The organism is Methylophaga sp. SB9B, from assembly GCF_004832235.1.
Lineage (GTDB): Bacteria > Pseudomonadota > Gammaproteobacteria > Nitrosococcales > Methylophagaceae > Methylophaga > Methylophaga muralis.
Genome location: NZ_SSXS01000010.1, coordinates 27,812 through 43,363, shown reverse-complemented (window position 1 = coordinate 43,363; position 15,552 = coordinate 27,812). Strand labels below are relative to the sequence as shown.

Below are 15,552 nucleotides of genomic sequence, written 5' to 3'. Positions count from 1 at the left end.
AAACCGTTATGTTAAAATTTAAAAATCGGCTTTGGCCCCTGTTTGCAGTGCTTTCGGTACTCTTTACCGGCTGTAGCACCACCACAAAACATACTGAAACAGTTAGCGCAGATCCACCTCAAAACACATCTTATGGCCCGCTCACCAAACACACCAACTGGAAAAAAAACCAGCTTACTCAGCTGAGTCCACTGGATTTAAATCTATCTGTTCTCGATGATGATTCTACTGTAGGCCCGCAAACTGACGATGTCTGGCAACGGATTCGTGATGGTTATGGCTTATCTGAATACCGTAGTCTGCATCCGGAAACACAAAACCGACTGACTTGGTTTGTGAACAACCCAGAATATGTCGATAAAGTGGTCGAGCGTGCCCGCCCATATCTATTTCATATCGTTGATGAATTAGAGCGTCGCGAAATGCCGCTGGAAATTGCCTTATTACCGATTGTGGAAAGCGGCTATCAACCTTTTGCACTTTCATCCGGGCAAGCAGCCGGTATCTGGCAATTTATTCCGGCAACAGGTCGTGTTTTCGGACTGGAACAAAATTGGTGGTATGACGGCCGTCGTGATGTTATTAAATCAACTCAAGCCGCTTTAGACTATCTGCAAAAACTGCATAATGATTTTAATGATTGGGAGCTGGCATTAGCAGCATATAATGCCGGTGAAGGTACCGTTAGTCGTGCAATTAAACGTAATGCAGAAGCAGGACTGCCTACAGACTTCTGGTCTTTAGAGCTACCTGCTGAAACCACTGCCTATGTGCCTAAACTACTAGCTGTAGCGCATTTGGTTAAGCAACCAGCTCAATATGATTTGAAACTGAGTCCAATTGCCAATGAGCCCTATCTGAGTGTAATCAATGTAGGCAGTCAGATTGACTTATCTTTAGCTGCTGATTTGGCTGATATCACGCTTGATGAATTGTATTTGTTAAACCCCGGCTTTAATCGCTGGGCAACTGCACCGCAAGGGCCACATAAACTGGTTTTACCTTCTGAAAAGGCAGGTGCTTTTAAAACCGCATTGTCAGGACTGTCAACAGAAGACCGACTGCGTTGGAAACGTCATGAAGTAAAACCTGGCGAATCCCTAAGCAGTATTGCCTCTCAGCATCAAACTACTGTTCCAGAGCTTAAGAAAGCAAACAAAATCACCACTAACTTTATCCGTGCTGGTGCGCACTTGTTAATTCCGATTTCTACAGCTCAAGCTGATGAAGCCGAAGCTAATGCTATCAACAATCGTCGCTTACAGCAGGGCAAGCAACTGAATTATTCGGTTAAAGCTGGTGATACCTGGTGGAATATAGCCAAAGCCTATACGGTTGATGTATTTGAGCTGACCCAATGGAATAACAAAACACCTTCAGATGTTCTGCATTCTGGACAACAACTGGTTATCTGGCAGCCGATCCAAACTGCTTCAAAACTGAAAGCCATCAATTACACCATCCGCAATGGCGACTCACTGTGGACCATTTCTCGCAAGTTTAATGTGACCGTAGATAAGGTTAAAGAATGGAATGGTTTAAGTGATCGCACCTTATTGCAACCAGGACAGAAATTGACACTCTACGTTGATCCAACGCTGAAAATCAGTCAAAGCTAGTCGTGTTACACATTGCGCTGTATGAGCCGGAAATTCCGCCCAATACCGGTAATATCATCCGTCTGTGTGCTAATACAGGGGCGCAATTGCATCTGATTGAACCACTGGCCTTTGTCTTGGATGACAAACGTCTCAGAAGAGCCGGCTTGGATTATCACGAATTTGCTGATGTCAAAGTGCATAGCGATTTTGCAGCATTCAAACTATGGCAAGAAAATCGCCCTTTGTTCGCCTGTACTACCAAAGCAAAGCAGTATCACCACCAGGCAAGCTTTCAAGATGAGAGTATTTTATTGTTTGGACCTGAGTCTCGGGGGTTACCGGCACAGGTTCTAGACATCTTACCGGACCATCAAAAGATTCGTATCCCGATGCATGCGAATAGTCGAAGCTTGAATCTCTCTAATGCTACGGCCATTATTTTGTATGAGGCCTGGCGACAACTGGGATATAACGGAGCGGTGTGAACCACCGCTCCACTAGCATCAGACTTTACTGGGCTGAACTGATACTACGAGGCCCATCTTTAAGCGGGATGGATTGAATTTGTTTCGCTTGTTGCAAGTCAATGACCGACAATGAATTGCTAAACCAGTTGGTTACATAAGCATGTTGCTGGTTGCTTGAAAGCACAACACTTTCTGGCATTTTATCGGTTCGAATCGTCTTAGTGATTTCTAAACTTTCAGCATCAAACTCAACCAGGGTATTGTCATTCTGGTTTACTACGTAAAACTGTTCGCCATTGTCGCTGACCGTGATCCCATACGGCGCACGACCTGGTTTCAGATCCGCAATTTTTTGATAGTTTTTTGAATCAATCACTGTCAGTGAATCATCATGCACACAAGCTACATACACATGACCATTATGTGGATTAAAGGCTAACGCATAGGGACGCTCACCCGTTTCAATCGTTGCATGTAAATCAGGTGTATCGGCGTTTAATACCATCAAAGAATTACTTTCACGGTTTGCCACAAACACTTTCCTACCGACCGAATCAATCGCAATCCCTGCCGGGCTTTCTCCAACGGCCAGCAAATCCACTAATTGTTTACTGGTCGTATTAATAACAAGCACGGTATTACGTGACCAGTCTGAAACAAACATCTGCGGTTTTTGGCTATCAAGAACCATGGCAAAAGGTTGCCCGCCAGTTCTTATCTCACTGATTAACTGATGGCTTGTCAGATCGAAGACGGATATTTTGCCTTGCTCAGGATGAGACAAATAGATTGCATTGCCCGGTTTATCAATGGCAATCATCACCGGAGCTGCAGATATCTCAAAAGTCTTCTTGATTTCTTTGGCATCAGAATCAAATAACGATAATTGATTAGCTGCTTGGCTGGTTATATAAAAATCACTCGCCATCACCATGCTTGGCAACAATGTGAGGCACAAAATAATCGGCTTAAATGACTTCACGGTTTATTTTTCCAAAGAGGCTTTCAAACCTTCCAGTCCAGAAGTTGCAAACTCCGTCATTGCCTTAACAGCTGCCTCATCGTTTAGATTTTCTGGCGGGAAATTACCAGTATCTGCACGGTAGAAACGACCACTCCAGCTGACTTTACTACCTTTATCCGCCGCTTCGATCTCAATTCCGATGGTATAGAAACTGACTGGCATAGCTTCAATATTTTCAGTTAATAATCGGTAACCAATGTAATGGCGTTCAGCATCTGACTCATCCAGACTCTCTGTGATCTCACCACCAGATTTCAAGGTAACGATTCTAGTTGTATCATCCTGCATAGCGATTGATTCAACTGCCGGATGCCATTTATCCAGTTGGTCAAAGGCTTTAACTTGCTGCCATACCGTTGCAACATCCGCATCAATAATTATTTGTTCATCAACGCGTTGCGGTGTAGGTCCATGAGCAAAAACACTGCTGCTCATCAAAACCAAACTTAAACTTGCCAGAGAAAATTTCTTAATAATTGTATTCACTTTCAAACCTTTTTCTTTTAGCTATGATAAAAATTTACTTAGGACTTCTATTTGTATTACCTAAAGTCTCAATATAATTATTTATAATTCCAATCTGAGTATATTTATATGTTTTGTCACTATTACCTACTTTAACAATATCTTTATAAATCCAAAACTCAACAGATCCACTTTCATTTTCACGCTTCATTATTTCTGCTGGCTCACCTAATTTATCTCTTACAAATTCAGCATCTTTTCCAGAAAAAATTTTGACGAACTCAAATTCTGCCACTGGTATTTGCAGCTTTGAATCAGCGTAAGCAATATTGAATGAGAAGAGTGCCAGAAAGGCAGACATGGCCAGCGTATTAAAAAGTTTTTTCATTAACAATGTGCTCCAATAAAAACTCGCCCTATCCTACAGACAGTGCACAGCGGCCAAATAGAGCAGTTGACTTATATGAGATAGGGAATATGTCACGCTTATTGTTATGACTTTTTCCTGATTTATGTTTTTTTGTATTTATCATCAATATTGGCATATACATATTAAAATTAATCATCATAAAATAGGTGTTTAATTTTAAAGTTATATATGGACTTAGTCTGAATGCTGTCACCTAAATTATCCCTAACTGATAAGAAAAACAGGGGCAAAACTGATTTAGCGATCATTGTGGCTGCATCATTGCTAACTTATCTTGTTGCTGGATATTACGACTTAGCCGAGCGCTGGATTAATTGGGCAGCACTTGGTGAGTTTTATCAGCTTGATGAGATCATTTTTGTTTTGCTGGTGCTAAGCACCGGTTTGATGTGGTTTGGCAGAAGACGCTACATCGAATTGCAGGAAACTTTGAAACGTAACCTTGAAATTAAAACCAAGCTTGAAATGCAAAATGCAGACAATGCAAAGCTACTGTTACAAAACCGAGCCCTCATTAAACATATAACTCAGGTTAGAGAAGCAGAACGGAATCACTTAGCGTCAGAGCTGCATGATGTCTTTGGACAATACCTGGCAGCGATTGATGTAAATGCTTCTGTCGCAATTAAATACAAAACTGAAGATCCGAAACTTCAAGCAATACTCAAAACCATTCAGGACAGTGCCAGCTATCTTCGCAATGTCACTCGTTCTCAATTACGCAGTCTCAAACCACCCGGTCTGGAGACCGTTGGGCTTTCTGCAGCTATTGAAGATCTTATTTCTCAGTGGCAGATGTCATTTACGAATTACGCCATTGATATAAACATAGATGTTGATGACAAGCTGGTAGGGTATGACACAGCATTGACGGTTTACCGTTGTTTACAGGAAGCGTTCACCAATATTACGCGTCATGCTGATGCCCATAACATCTATATACATCTAGTAACCCAGAACAAATCCATACATGGATACGACATCAGTTTGACCATTCGTGACGACGGTAAAGGCTTCGACCCAGCTGAAGGCATGGGTAAAGGTCTGGGACTAATTGGCATACGAGAAAGGGTTCACGCTCTTCATGGTCAGTTCAATCTGCATCAAGCAGAACCGACAGGTAGCGTTTTAACTTTAACTATTCCGTTATGAATATCGACAGGATCTAATTTCACATATGTGATGAGGCAATTATAGAAATGAACAAGCAGAGAACGACCATATTATTAATTGATGATCACGCCATCCTTCGGGAGGGATATCAGCAATTACTCGAATCCGCTGGATTTGAAGTTATCGGCCAATCTGGAAATGCAGAAGATGGTTATCAGGCATTTATCGCGTTACAACCAAAAGTATGCATTATTGACCTGACCATGCCTGGAACAGGTGGGTTGGAGTGTGTCCGCAGGATCTGTAACCGGGACAAAGATGCCCGTATTCTGGTTTGCAGCATGCATGAAGAAACCACGCTCGCCATGCGTGCTCTTGAATTAGGTGCTATGGGTTACATTACTAAATCCTGTTCTTCTGATGTATTAATTGAAGCGGTTAAGGCCGTTGCTGAGAAACGTCATTATCTTGGAGCTGAAGTCGCACGTTCTATTGCGATGGAAAAGCTGATCAAAACCGATCAGAAAATTGACTCATTATCTCATCAGGAATTTGCTGTTTTTCGAATGGTTGCAGAAGGAATGAGTATTGAGGAAATTTCCAAGAGTCTCACTTTGGCCCCAAAAACAGTTTCCAACTATAAGACGAATATGATGCGAAAATTGGGCACAACCAAACTGGCAGACATTATTTTTCTGGCACAGAAAATTGGTTTGATTCACCCGCCTAACAATCAATAAAGGCTTACATCCCCTAAAAATAACGGAAAAAGCCTATAACCCTGACAATTATGTGAAGTCTTCCCTATAACACAGATGGCGCCACTCTCTATCCCCCACCCCCTTTAAAAACTGATGATATCACCGGTGCACAGCCGCATTTTCGAATGTGTGCTGAGACACAGGGTCAGCGCAAGCTGACATCCAGTTAAAATAGGAGGATATATGAGAGAGAAAAAACTAAGCCGGTTAACAAAAACCGGTTCAGCTGCATTGGTCAGCTCTGTCATCGGTATGATGACAGTAGGCGTTGCTTTCGCCAATGACAAGCTGGTTGAACTTCAAAAGGACGAAGCTAACTGGGTTATGCAGGGTAAAAACTATTCTGCTGATCACTACAGTTCTTCAAAACAAATCAATAAAAAGAACGTCAGTAAATTGGCGCCATCTTGGACTTTCTCCACAGGTGTTTTAAGTGGTCATGAAGGTGCTCCTCTGGTTATTGGTGACATGATGTACATCCACTCACCATTCCCAAACAATACCTTCGCAATCAACTTAAAAGATCCTGGCACTATCGTCTGGGAACATAAACCAAAACAAGATCCTGCTGCTCGCGCAGTAGCATGTTGTGACGTCGTTAACCGTGGTTTGGCTTATTGGCCTGGCGATGACAAAACACCTGCAATGATCTTGAAAAGCCAATTGGATGGACATGTCGTAGCATTAAATGCTGAAACAGGTGCGGTGCATTGGCAAGTTGAAAACGGTGATATCAGTGTTGGTCAAACTCAAACACAAGCACCGTTTGTTGTTAAAGACTTGGTTATCCAAGGTTCTTCAGGTGCTGAACTGGGTGTGCGTGGTTACGTCACAGCATTTGACATCCACACTGGTGAAATGGTTTGGCGTTGGTATGCAACAGGTCCTGATGACGAAATTGGTTTAGCAAAAGACTTCAACAGTGCTAACCCACATTACGGTCAAAAAGATCTGGGTCTGAAAACTTGGGAAGACGAAGCCTGGAAAATCGGTGGTGGTACTAACTGGGGTTGGTATGCCTATGATCCAGACTTAGAAATGTTCTATTACGGTTCAGGTAACCCTGCTCCTTGGAACGAAACCATGCGTCCAGGCGACAACAAATGGACCATGACTATCTGGGGTCGTGATGCGGATACCGGTTTAGCTAAATTCGGTTACCAAAAAACACCACATGATGAATGGGACTACGCTGGCGTTAACGTCATGATGCTTTCTGAGCAAAAAGACAAATCCGGCAAAATGCGTAAATTACTGACTCACCCGGATCGTAACGGCATTATCTACACGCTGGATCGTGAAACAGGTGATTTAGTTTCTGCAGACAAAATGGATGACACTGCAAACTGGGTGAAAAAAGTAGATTTGGAAACAGGTCTGCCAATTCGTGATCCAGAATTTAGTACTCGTATGGGTCACCGTTCACGTGATATTTGTCCTTCAGCCATGGGTTTCCACAACCAAGGTATGGATTCATATGATCCAGAAAGACAATTGTTCTATCTCGGTCTGAACCATCTGTGTATGGATTGGGAACCGTTCATGCTGCCTTACCGTGCAGGTCAATTCTTCGTAGGTGCAAACGTATGGAGCTATCCTGGACCTAAAGGTGATCGTCAACGTGGTATCGGTTCTGGCCAGGTTAAAGCCTACAACGCCATTACTGGTGAGTTCGCTTGGGAAAAAATGGAAAAATTCTCAATCTGGGGCGGCACCATGGCAACCGCTGGTGGCTTGGTATTCTACGGCACATTGGATGGCTTCATCAAAGCTCGTGATGCAGACAACGGTGACTTGCTGTGGAAATTCAAACTTCCTTCAGGCGCTATCGGTCATCCAATGACTTACACCCATGATGGCATTCAATACGTTGCCATTAACTATGGTGTAGGTGGTTGGCCTGCTGTTGGTCTGGTATTTGACTTGAACGATCCATCCGCTGGTCTGGGTGCTGTAGGTGCCTTTAAAGAACTGGCACGTAACACTCAAATGGGTGGTGGTCTGATGGTCTTTGCTCTGGATGGTAAAGGACCTTACGACGACTTGAGCGTTGGTGAATACGAAATGTAATCACTGATTCTCAATATAACTTGGTTGTATCGAGTTATATCGTTGTATTCAATCCGGCTGGCAACACAAAGCTTGTGTTGCCAGCCCCTTCTGAGAGTGTAAGACATGCTAAACAATAAATTACAAACCAAAAAGAAAGTGGGCAGCACAAAATTATTAACTCATTGCAGCCTGCTTATGGCTTCACTGTTCACTGTGTTGAGCCCAGCTCAAGCAAACAATGCAGTACCAGAAACACTAAAAGTCTGTGCGGCAGGCAATGAAATGCCTTACTCAAACACGCAACAGCAAGGTTTTGAAAACGAAATCGCCAAAGTTCTCGCAGAAAGTATGGATATGCCTCTGGAGTTTGTCTGGTCCGATAAGGCGGCGATTTTTCTGGTAACAGAACATTTACTAAGAAAAGAATGCGATGTCGTTATGGGTGTGGATAGTGATGACCCGCGCGTTGCGACTAGCCAGCCTTACTATAAATCAGGCTATGTTTTTGTTTACCGTGCCGATAAAAATCTCGAAATTAGTGACTGGGATAGTCCTGATATTCAAAAACTCAATCGTTTTGTGGTTATTCCAGGCAGCCCGTCTGAAGTCATGCTACGGGAAGTTGGAAAGTTTGAAGGTAATTTCAACTACACAAAATCCTTATCCGGCTACAAATCTCCACGTAATAAATACGTTCGCCTAGAACCCACCAAATTAATTGGTGAAGTCACTTCAGGTAATGGCGATATTGCTCATCTATGGGCACCAGAAGTAGCTCGATATGTCCGTGACTCAAGTACACCATTAAAAATGGTCTTATCACCAGAATTTGGTGAGCTTAAAAATGGTGAAGGCATTGTTCAACATTACGATCAATCTGTAGCAGTTCGTGAAGATGACAAGGCTTTATTGGAAGCAATAAATAAAGGTTTGGCTGATGCGGCACCGAAGATAAATGCCATCCTCAAAAAAGAAGGGATTCCACTGCTTTGATGCCTTGTCATGCAGTCTCTTTTAATTCAACAGGACTACTTAAACACTATGATTAAAAATGTAAAAAGTTTAACCAGTAAAGCAGCATGCCTGCTGGGTTTATCGATGATTACTGCTGTCAGCTTGACGCCAATGACTGCAGAAGCTCAAGTCACCTTTCGTAATGCCACAACAGGTGATGTGATTGATTTTTCATTTGGTAAAAAAGGTGAAGAAACTGAAGCCGTAAAACATTTTATGGAAACAGCAGAAAATCTTTACAACCAGGATGAAGAAGCCATCACAATCGGCCAAGACCTTTATATGACAGCATGTTCAGGCTGTCATGGTCACCATGTAGAAGGCAAATTGGGCCCAGCTTTAGGTGATGCGTATTGGACTTATCCTGCAGGTCGTTATGACAAAGGTTTCTTTGAAATCATTTATGACGGTGCACGGGCAATGATGGGGCCGCAACGTAACAACCTAAGTATTGATGAGATTTTGCAGGTTATGGCTTACGTTCGCAGTGTTTATTGGGATGAGCCAGAAAAAGCGCTGTGGTTACCTGAAGAGGAACGCGCCAAATTGGTTCCTGCGGAAATGCCAGCCGAGTTCAAAGAAGCTTTAGAAAATTTTAATAAAACACATTAATGAAATTAAATGTGTCTCAAGACAAATTTTAAAGATTAGTGATTGATAGCGTGGCCTTAGCCAGCTCAGGGCAACCACGCTATCAAGCATTATGTTGTCAAAACCAAAAGGAGAGAAATATGAAGAAAATTAAAACATTAGCCGTAACTGGCGCGACAGCAATCTTGTTAACCTTCGGCATGTCATCAGCAATGGCTTACGACGGTACAAAATGCAAAGCATCAGGCAACTGCTGGGAAGCTAAACCAGGATTTCCTGAAAAAATCAAAGGATCTAAATTTGATCCTAAACATAGCCAAACTGAACTGGACAAACAAACCAGTGCAATGGAAGCGATGGAAGCACGTAATGCTAAGCGTGTAGAAAACTTCAAACAAACGGGTAAGTGGTCTTACTAAGCCAAAACCTAAGTGAGGCCAGTTGGTAACAACTGGCCTCTTTTTTATTAATGACATCACCGTCTGTCCAGGCATAAACTCATGAGCAACGCTGCTACATACTCTGATAACTATCTAAGCGATTGGCATCAACAAGCCGTCACTCTGCAAAACAACATCAACCAGACAATTTTAGGCCAGGAAAACATCATTGAACTAATGGTGTTAGCAATATTTTGCCGAGGCCATATTCTGCTGGAAGGTGATGTTGGTGTAGGTAAAACAACTTTATTAAGAGCGGCAGCAGAGAGTTTGGGTGGAGATTTTGAGCGTATTGAAGGCACGATAGATTTAATGCCTCATGATTTGGTGTATTACACGCATATTTCCAGTGACGGTAAACCTGCTGTTAGTGAAGGCCCATTACTGAAGCACGGTGAAGATTTATCTATCTTTTTCTTTAATGAAATAAACCGCGCCAGACCTCAAGTACATTCATTATTGCTACGCGTGATGGCTGAACGTAGTGTTACTGCATTTAATAAAACGTTTCATTTTCCGCATCTGCAAGTCTTTGCCGATAGGAACCGAATTGAAAAAGACGAAACCTTTGAATTACCCGCTGCTGCGCGTGATCGTTTTATGATGGAACTGCATATAAAACAACCCAAAGCAGAAGCTCAACTCAAGGAATTGATGTTCAATACCCGCTATTACGATGCGGATAAATTAGTCGATAGCGCTGATAAAGCGGTGTTACCGTTTAACCAATTAAATGATATTGCCACGGCGATTCAGTCACAGATCCACGCCAGTGATGCCGTTCAGGATTATGCTTATCACCTGTGTCAGGCGCTACGTCGCCCACAGGACTACAACATCCAGATAAGTGATGTCGATAGTGAAAAATTAGTCTTAGGCGGTATGGGGCCACGCGGCATAAGTTATTTAGCGCGATGCGCCAGAGCCAATGCCTGGCTGAAACAACGCAACAATGTTATCCCTGAAGATTTTCACGCTGTTATACGTGCAATCAGCAAACACCGTATTTTTCTCAATCCTGTATACAACTATAACGGTGAAGCCATTATCGAAGAACTGATAAGTGGTGTACTGAATACTATTCCATCTCCATGAATCAGCGTGATATTCAACATTTAGTCTTTGATTATAAAACCCCATTTTTGCTCAATGCCTTGCGCGAAAGTGAACATAAAAGCAAACGTCAGGGACCAGGCAGTGATTTTTACAAAAAATCCGCTTTTTTAGCCGACCCCAATCCTGCTCGGATTGATCTGGCAAGCAGCGTAACCGATCCGTTTGAGTCCATTTATGTCAAAACCTTTCGACAACGCAGCAAACTTGATGTGCTCACTTTCATTGATGGTTCTGACTCAATGACTATCCCCGGAAAAGCTGATCTGCTGAATTTGAGCGAAACAAGCATTGCCTGTTCTGTTGCTGCACGCAATGACCAGTATCAAAGTTATTTATTTAGCGATTCAATTCACTCTGTAACGAATCCGCAAACTTTAACAGAGTATTTTTCTGCTTTAGGGAATGGAGAGCATCACAACTCTGCAAATGCTTTTGCTGATATCGACCGCTTATTACCTGTTCGTCGCTCATTAATATTTTTGTTATCTGATTTTCATTGGAGCAACGAAAAGCTGCATCAGGTTTTCAACAGCTTGTCAGGGCATTATCTGGTACCGATTGTTATCTGGCGCTCTGCTGAGTATGAAAATTTTCCGTTATGGCGTTTTGTACAACTGCGGGATGCTGAAACTGGCGAAAATCGTTTGGTTTTTGTCACTCCAAAGCAAAAAAAACTTATTGAATCAACGTTTGTTGATCGCAAGTTATTCCTCAATAAACTTTTTCAAAAATATAACAGCAGAGCCATTTGGATGATTGATCAATTTTCAGCACAAAACATGAGTGAATATTTTCATGGTCATTAATCCACTTCTAAATCTAAATATTAATAAGGCTAACTTTATTGTTTTGCTGTTTTTAATGATGTTTATCCGTCCGATTAATGCTGAACCAGCCCCCCATATTGGCATCGTCGAACAATCATTAGGAAGGGATTTCGGTATCGTGGTAGGTGACATCATTGAACATTATTATGTTGTTCAAGTCCCCGCGAACTACAATTTGACACCCGCATCCTTACCGCCAAATGGGGATATGGATTATTGGTTGGAGTTACTGAACAGCGATTACCAATTAATTAGTGAAAACGATCAACTGCGTCGTTATCGTTTGCATTTCACCTTTCAAACATTTTATGCCCCTCTTGATGTCAGAGCATTAACCATTCCGTCATTAGCCGTTCGATTTACCGCTGACGATAATGCGCATCAAATCACCATCCCTGCCTGGGGTTTTACCATGTCTCCAATTAAGGAAATTGTGCCGCGTGGTGTCGCCAGTGATTCAACCCAAAATGCTTTTATGAAAGCAGATCTGCGTCCTACAACTATTTCAACTGCTGACCTGAAACAACAAATATGGATATTGGCGGTTAGCCTGATTATGCTGGTCATTCTCTGGTTAAGTCTGAATGGTTACCTATTTTCATTTACCCGTTCGCCTTTTCAACAAGCCTTTCATGAAGTAAAAAAACTACGTAAGTACCACGCTGAAGACTCGGCTTTTAGCCAGGCGTTACAAGCCGTTCATCGGGCGTTTAATCGTCGTGCCAAACAAGCATTATTTGCCCATCAAATAGAAGACTTTGTGTTACAGCACCCAGAACTAAAAGCCTATCAAGAAAAGATTGATAACTTTTATCAGCTCTCTGCCGAAACACTTTACTCAGAACAGAAAAAGGGTGACCCAACAGACTTCGATCAGTTATTAAGTCTTTGCAAACAATTGGCCGGCGCCGAAAAACTGGCTCTGAAAAAATCATGAACATCGCGTTTGCCCAACCTTGGGCACTTATTTTATTGCTATTTGTCTTGTTGCCTTTTTTAGGTGGAATCTTCCAGAAGCGGCCTGCAAGCTGGAATCGTTTAATTCCAGCCTCAGATGTCACCCGCTGGGTCAACAGAATCATCAAACTGTTAGGTTTATTAGCCTTCACAGGCGTTGTGTTGGGTTTGGCGGGAATGTACCAATCAGAAAAAACCTTCACTCGCACTGGTACCGGCGCACATATCGTCTTTGTACTGGATCGCAGTGCCAGTATGAATGAAACCTTTGGTGGCAAAGTTCTGATCAGGACACCCCAGCTAAAAGTCAGGTGGCGCGCCGTTTGTTATCCAATTTTGTAGATGAACGTCCACATGATTTATTCGGGGTTGTTGGATTTAGTACCCAACCTTTTTTTATCAGCCCACTCACCGAACACAAATCAGCCACCCAAGCGGCGATTAACAGTTTAACCAGTCCAGGCCTCGCATTTACCAATGTGGCAAAAGGTTTAGGCATGGGGCTGAGTTACTTCCAGGATCAACCGCATACCGGCTCTCGCGTCATCGTATTGGTATCGGATGGCGCAGCAACATTGGACCACCGTGCGCAGCGGGTACTTCGTGAGTGGTTTGAACGTTATCAAGTCAGTTTATATTGGTTTTTCCTGCGTACCGAAAACGGTTTGGGCATTACTTCTGAGCCGGGTTCGGCAAGAGATGATAATCCTCGGGTTATGCCTGAGCGCTATCTCGATCAGTTTTTCCGTACCTTGCCGATTCCCTATCACGCCTATGAAGTAGATACCCCGGAATCGCTTGAAGCTGCCATCGATCAATTAGATGATTTGGAAAGCCTGCCACTGGTTTATAACGAATTGATTCCCCGCAATGATTTAACGCGTTTATGTTTTTTGAGCGCCCTGCTTGCAGTTCTACTTTTAGTCGGCATCAAAGCGCTGGAGGCAAAATGATCTATCTAAATCGAAATAAACTTATTCACCTGATTAGCTTGCTGACAATTATGGTTATTGGCGGATTGGTTTATAACCTTTACACATTAAAGCAGCAACAGCAGATCAATCAGCAAATCTCCCTGCTCAATCAAGGTGAAATGGTTGATATGGAGGCATTAAATATGCGATCACCTGAGGTTAGAATTGCTTACGCCCACCTGCAGCGCAGATTAAATTTATTTGATGAAGCTGTTGAAACCTATAGCGCTACGGAACGCCTTGCTAACCAGCAACAGTTGGTGCAAATTCACTATAACCTTGGCAACCTTTATTTATCTCAGGCTATTGATTTAGCAGAAAATCTTTATGTTGATCGCGCTGTGGCAATGGCCGATGTAGCAAAAGATTTCTATCGGTCTTCATTAAAAAATCAACCGACATTCTGGGAAGCAAAATACAACTTAGAAGCAGCACAGCGCCTATCGCGAGATTTGCCAATGGGGGATGTCACTATCAGCGAAGAGTCTCAAGATGCCAGCACAGAACTATGGTCTGCTATGCCCGGCTTTCCAATTGGGCTGCCCTGAGGTATTTGTTTGATGAAATCCATCTGGTTACTTATCAGTTCAGCACTGCTACTGCTAACTGCGGTTTTGATGCCCAATCTGCCTTTCCCCAGTAAAAAATATGATTATTTTTTTATGCTGGATATTACCCGAAGCATGAATGTTCAGGATTACCAGGATAACAACGGAGATCCGATAAGCCGGTTGGAAAAAGTCAAAGCAGATGCATTGCTTGCTATACAAAAACTGCCATGCGGATCGCGTGTTGGTCTAGGTGTGTTTACCGAACGCATGCCGACGCTACTTTATACACCAATGGAAGTCTGTTCAGACTACCCCGAAATACGTGAGAGCATTAGGCGAATAGATTGGCGGATGGCCTGGGTGGCGGATAGTAATATCATTCAAGCCTTGGCGAACACACTTGAATTGATACATACGGTAGAACTAAGCAACACCACATTAGTGTTTTTTACCGATGGTCAAGAAGCTCCGCCGATGAATTCCCGTTATGCGCCGGATCTGGCAGAGATACAATTCGCAGAAGAAGATCGTAATCCCATCAAAGGTATCATTATTGGCACTGGTGATCATGCTTTGAGCCGAATCCCAAAATATGATGAAGAAGGTCTACAGATAGGCTTCTATACCGCTGAGGATGTACCTCAGGGCACCACCTTTGGCTTACCAGAAGACCCCAGTCAAATTGAAGGTTATGTACCGAGGAATGCCCCATGGGGCAATCAAGCTCGTGCCGGTAGTGAGCATCTTTCCAACGTTAAAGAAGATTATTTAAAATCATTGGCTGAACCAGCAAAACTGCATTATCACCATCTGCAGAGTGCTAATGAATTGTATGACGCTATAACCCATGAAGACTTCTCTCAACGACAAATCCGCCAAACAGATTTAAGTTTTATCCCTGCCGCGTTGGCGCTGATCTTTTTGTTTTTAGCGTATCTGCCAGAGAACTTGCTCTCTTTTAAACATAAATCGAGAAAAATAATGTCTGGCTAACTTAATGGTTAGTTAATTAATTATGATTAAAATCAAACCTATCAATACTTTATCGGTGGATTAATTCGTCAAGAAATTGAAATTCTTGCTATTATCGGCAAGCTTTTTTAAGACGAATCACATGCACGTCACCCTCTACAAACTAACTATAAAGTTACTCTTTACTCTTTTTGCTA

Annotated in this window: 18 protein-coding genes; 15 read left to right on the top strand and 3 right to left on the bottom strand. The window is 42.6% G+C overall.

Annotated features, from left to right (window positions below):
• The first annotated feature begins 8 nt into the window (after positions 1-8).
• Positions 9-1,619, top strand: coding sequence for a LysM peptidoglycan-binding domain-containing protein (locus E8Q33_RS11245; RefSeq protein WP_136554820.1), 1,611 nt, complete (start codon positions 9-11; stop codon positions 1,617-1,619).
• A 2-nt stretch (positions 1,620-1,621) separates the two neighbouring features.
• On the top strand, positions 1,622-2,086 hold the full coding sequence (trmL, locus tag E8Q33_RS11240; RefSeq protein ID WP_136554818.1) for a tRNA (uridine(34)/cytosine(34)/5-carboxymethylaminomethyluridine(34)-2'-O)-methyltransferase TrmL: 465 nt from the start codon (positions 1,622-1,624) through the stop codon (positions 2,084-2,086).
• A 25-nt stretch (positions 2,087-2,111) separates the two neighbouring features.
• On the opposite strand, the gene E8Q33_RS11235 is transcribed toward trmL, so the two are convergent.
• Genes E8Q33_RS11235 through E8Q33_RS11225 form a run of 3 tightly spaced genes read right to left on the bottom strand, consistent with a single transcriptional unit; the run spans position 2,112 to position 3,945 of the window.
• Positions 2,112-3,050 carry a YncE family protein gene (locus tag E8Q33_RS11235; protein ID WP_247870065.1) on the bottom strand — a complete coding sequence of 313 codons (939 nt, stop codon included), beginning with the start codon at positions 3,048-3,050 and terminating at the stop codon, positions 2,112-2,114.
• A gap of 3 nt (positions 3,051-3,053) precedes the next feature.
• On the bottom strand, positions 3,054-3,578 hold the full coding sequence (locus E8Q33_RS11230; protein WP_247870064.1) for an SRPBCC family protein: 525 nt from the start codon (positions 3,576-3,578) through the stop codon (positions 3,054-3,056).
• Positions 3,579-3,612: 34 nt separating this feature from the next.
• Positions 3,613-3,945 carry a hypothetical protein gene (locus E8Q33_RS11225; RefSeq protein ID WP_136554816.1) on the bottom strand — a complete coding sequence of 111 codons (333 nt, stop codon included), beginning with the start codon at positions 3,943-3,945 and terminating at the stop codon, positions 3,613-3,615.
• A gap of 225 nt (positions 3,946-4,170) precedes the next feature.
• Between E8Q33_RS11225 and E8Q33_RS11220 the strand changes: the two genes are divergently transcribed.
• From E8Q33_RS11220 to E8Q33_RS11165, 13 genes are all read left to right on the top strand, one after another.
• Positions 4,171-5,139: a sensor histidine kinase gene (locus E8Q33_RS11220; protein WP_069296441.1), complete on the top strand. Its 969-nt coding sequence runs from the start codon at positions 4,171-4,173 to the stop codon at positions 5,137-5,139.
• A 47-nt stretch (positions 5,140-5,186) separates the two neighbouring features.
• A complete protein-coding gene (locus E8Q33_RS11215) occupies positions 5,187-5,840 on the top strand; it encodes a response regulator transcription factor (protein WP_069296440.1) in 654 nt (217 codons plus the stop codon).
• 204 nt (positions 5,841-6,044) lie between these two features.
• Positions 6,045-7,931 carry a methanol/ethanol family PQQ-dependent dehydrogenase gene (locus tag E8Q33_RS11210; protein WP_069296439.1) on the top strand — a complete coding sequence of 629 codons (1,887 nt, stop codon included), beginning with the start codon at positions 6,045-6,047 and terminating at the stop codon, positions 7,929-7,931.
• A gap of 177 nt (positions 7,932-8,108) precedes the next feature.
• Positions 8,109-8,906 carry a methanol oxidation system protein MoxJ gene (gene moxJ / locus E8Q33_RS11205; RefSeq protein ID WP_136554814.1) on the top strand — a complete coding sequence of 266 codons (798 nt, stop codon included), beginning with the start codon at positions 8,109-8,111 and terminating at the stop codon, positions 8,904-8,906.
• Between the two features lie 48 nt (positions 8,907-8,954).
• Positions 8,955-9,539, top strand: coding sequence for a cytochrome c(L), periplasmic (gene moxG, locus E8Q33_RS11200; RefSeq protein ID WP_069296438.1), 585 nt, complete (start codon positions 8,955-8,957; stop codon positions 9,537-9,539).
• A gap of 119 nt (positions 9,540-9,658) precedes the next feature.
• Positions 9,659-9,937, top strand: coding sequence for a methanol dehydrogenase [cytochrome c] subunit (locus tag E8Q33_RS11195; protein WP_069296437.1), 279 nt, complete (start codon positions 9,659-9,661; stop codon positions 9,935-9,937).
• Between the two features lie 81 nt (positions 9,938-10,018).
• The gene (locus tag E8Q33_RS11190; RefSeq protein WP_069296436.1) at positions 10,019-11,053 is read left to right on the top strand and encodes a MoxR family ATPase; all 1,035 of its coding nucleotides are present in this window, start codon (positions 10,019-10,021) and stop codon (positions 11,051-11,053) included.
• Entirely contained in the window at positions 11,050-11,880 is an 831-nt protein-coding gene (locus E8Q33_RS11185; protein ID WP_136554812.1) for a hypothetical protein, read from the top strand. The genes E8Q33_RS11190 and E8Q33_RS11185 overlap by 4 nt, the downstream gene beginning before the upstream one ends.
• Entirely contained in the window at positions 11,870-12,838 is a 969-nt protein-coding gene (locus tag E8Q33_RS11180; protein WP_211116147.1) for a hypothetical protein, read from the top strand. The genes E8Q33_RS11185 and E8Q33_RS11180 overlap by 11 nt, the downstream gene beginning before the upstream one ends.
• A complete protein-coding gene (locus E8Q33_RS16145; protein ID WP_247870063.1) occupies positions 12,835-13,200 on the top strand; it encodes a hypothetical protein in 366 nt (121 codons plus the stop codon). The genes E8Q33_RS11180 and E8Q33_RS16145 overlap by 4 nt, the downstream gene beginning before the upstream one ends.
• On the top strand, positions 13,182-13,811 hold the full coding sequence (locus E8Q33_RS16140; RefSeq protein ID WP_247870062.1) for a vWA domain-containing protein: 630 nt from the start codon (positions 13,182-13,184) through the stop codon (positions 13,809-13,811). Before E8Q33_RS16145 ends, E8Q33_RS16140 begins: the two co-directional genes overlap by 19 nt.
• Positions 13,808-14,380 carry an MxaK protein gene (locus tag E8Q33_RS11170; RefSeq protein ID WP_245652135.1) on the top strand — a complete coding sequence of 191 codons (573 nt, stop codon included), beginning with the start codon at positions 13,808-13,810 and terminating at the stop codon, positions 14,378-14,380. Before E8Q33_RS16140 ends, E8Q33_RS11170 begins: the two co-directional genes overlap by 4 nt.
• A 12-nt stretch (positions 14,381-14,392) precedes the next feature.
• Positions 14,393-15,376 (top strand): vWA domain-containing protein, encoded by a 984-nt coding sequence (locus E8Q33_RS11165; RefSeq protein ID WP_136554808.1) that lies wholly within the window; start codon positions 14,393-14,395, stop codon positions 15,374-15,376.
• The last annotated feature ends 176 nt before the right edge of the window (positions 15,377-15,552 follow it).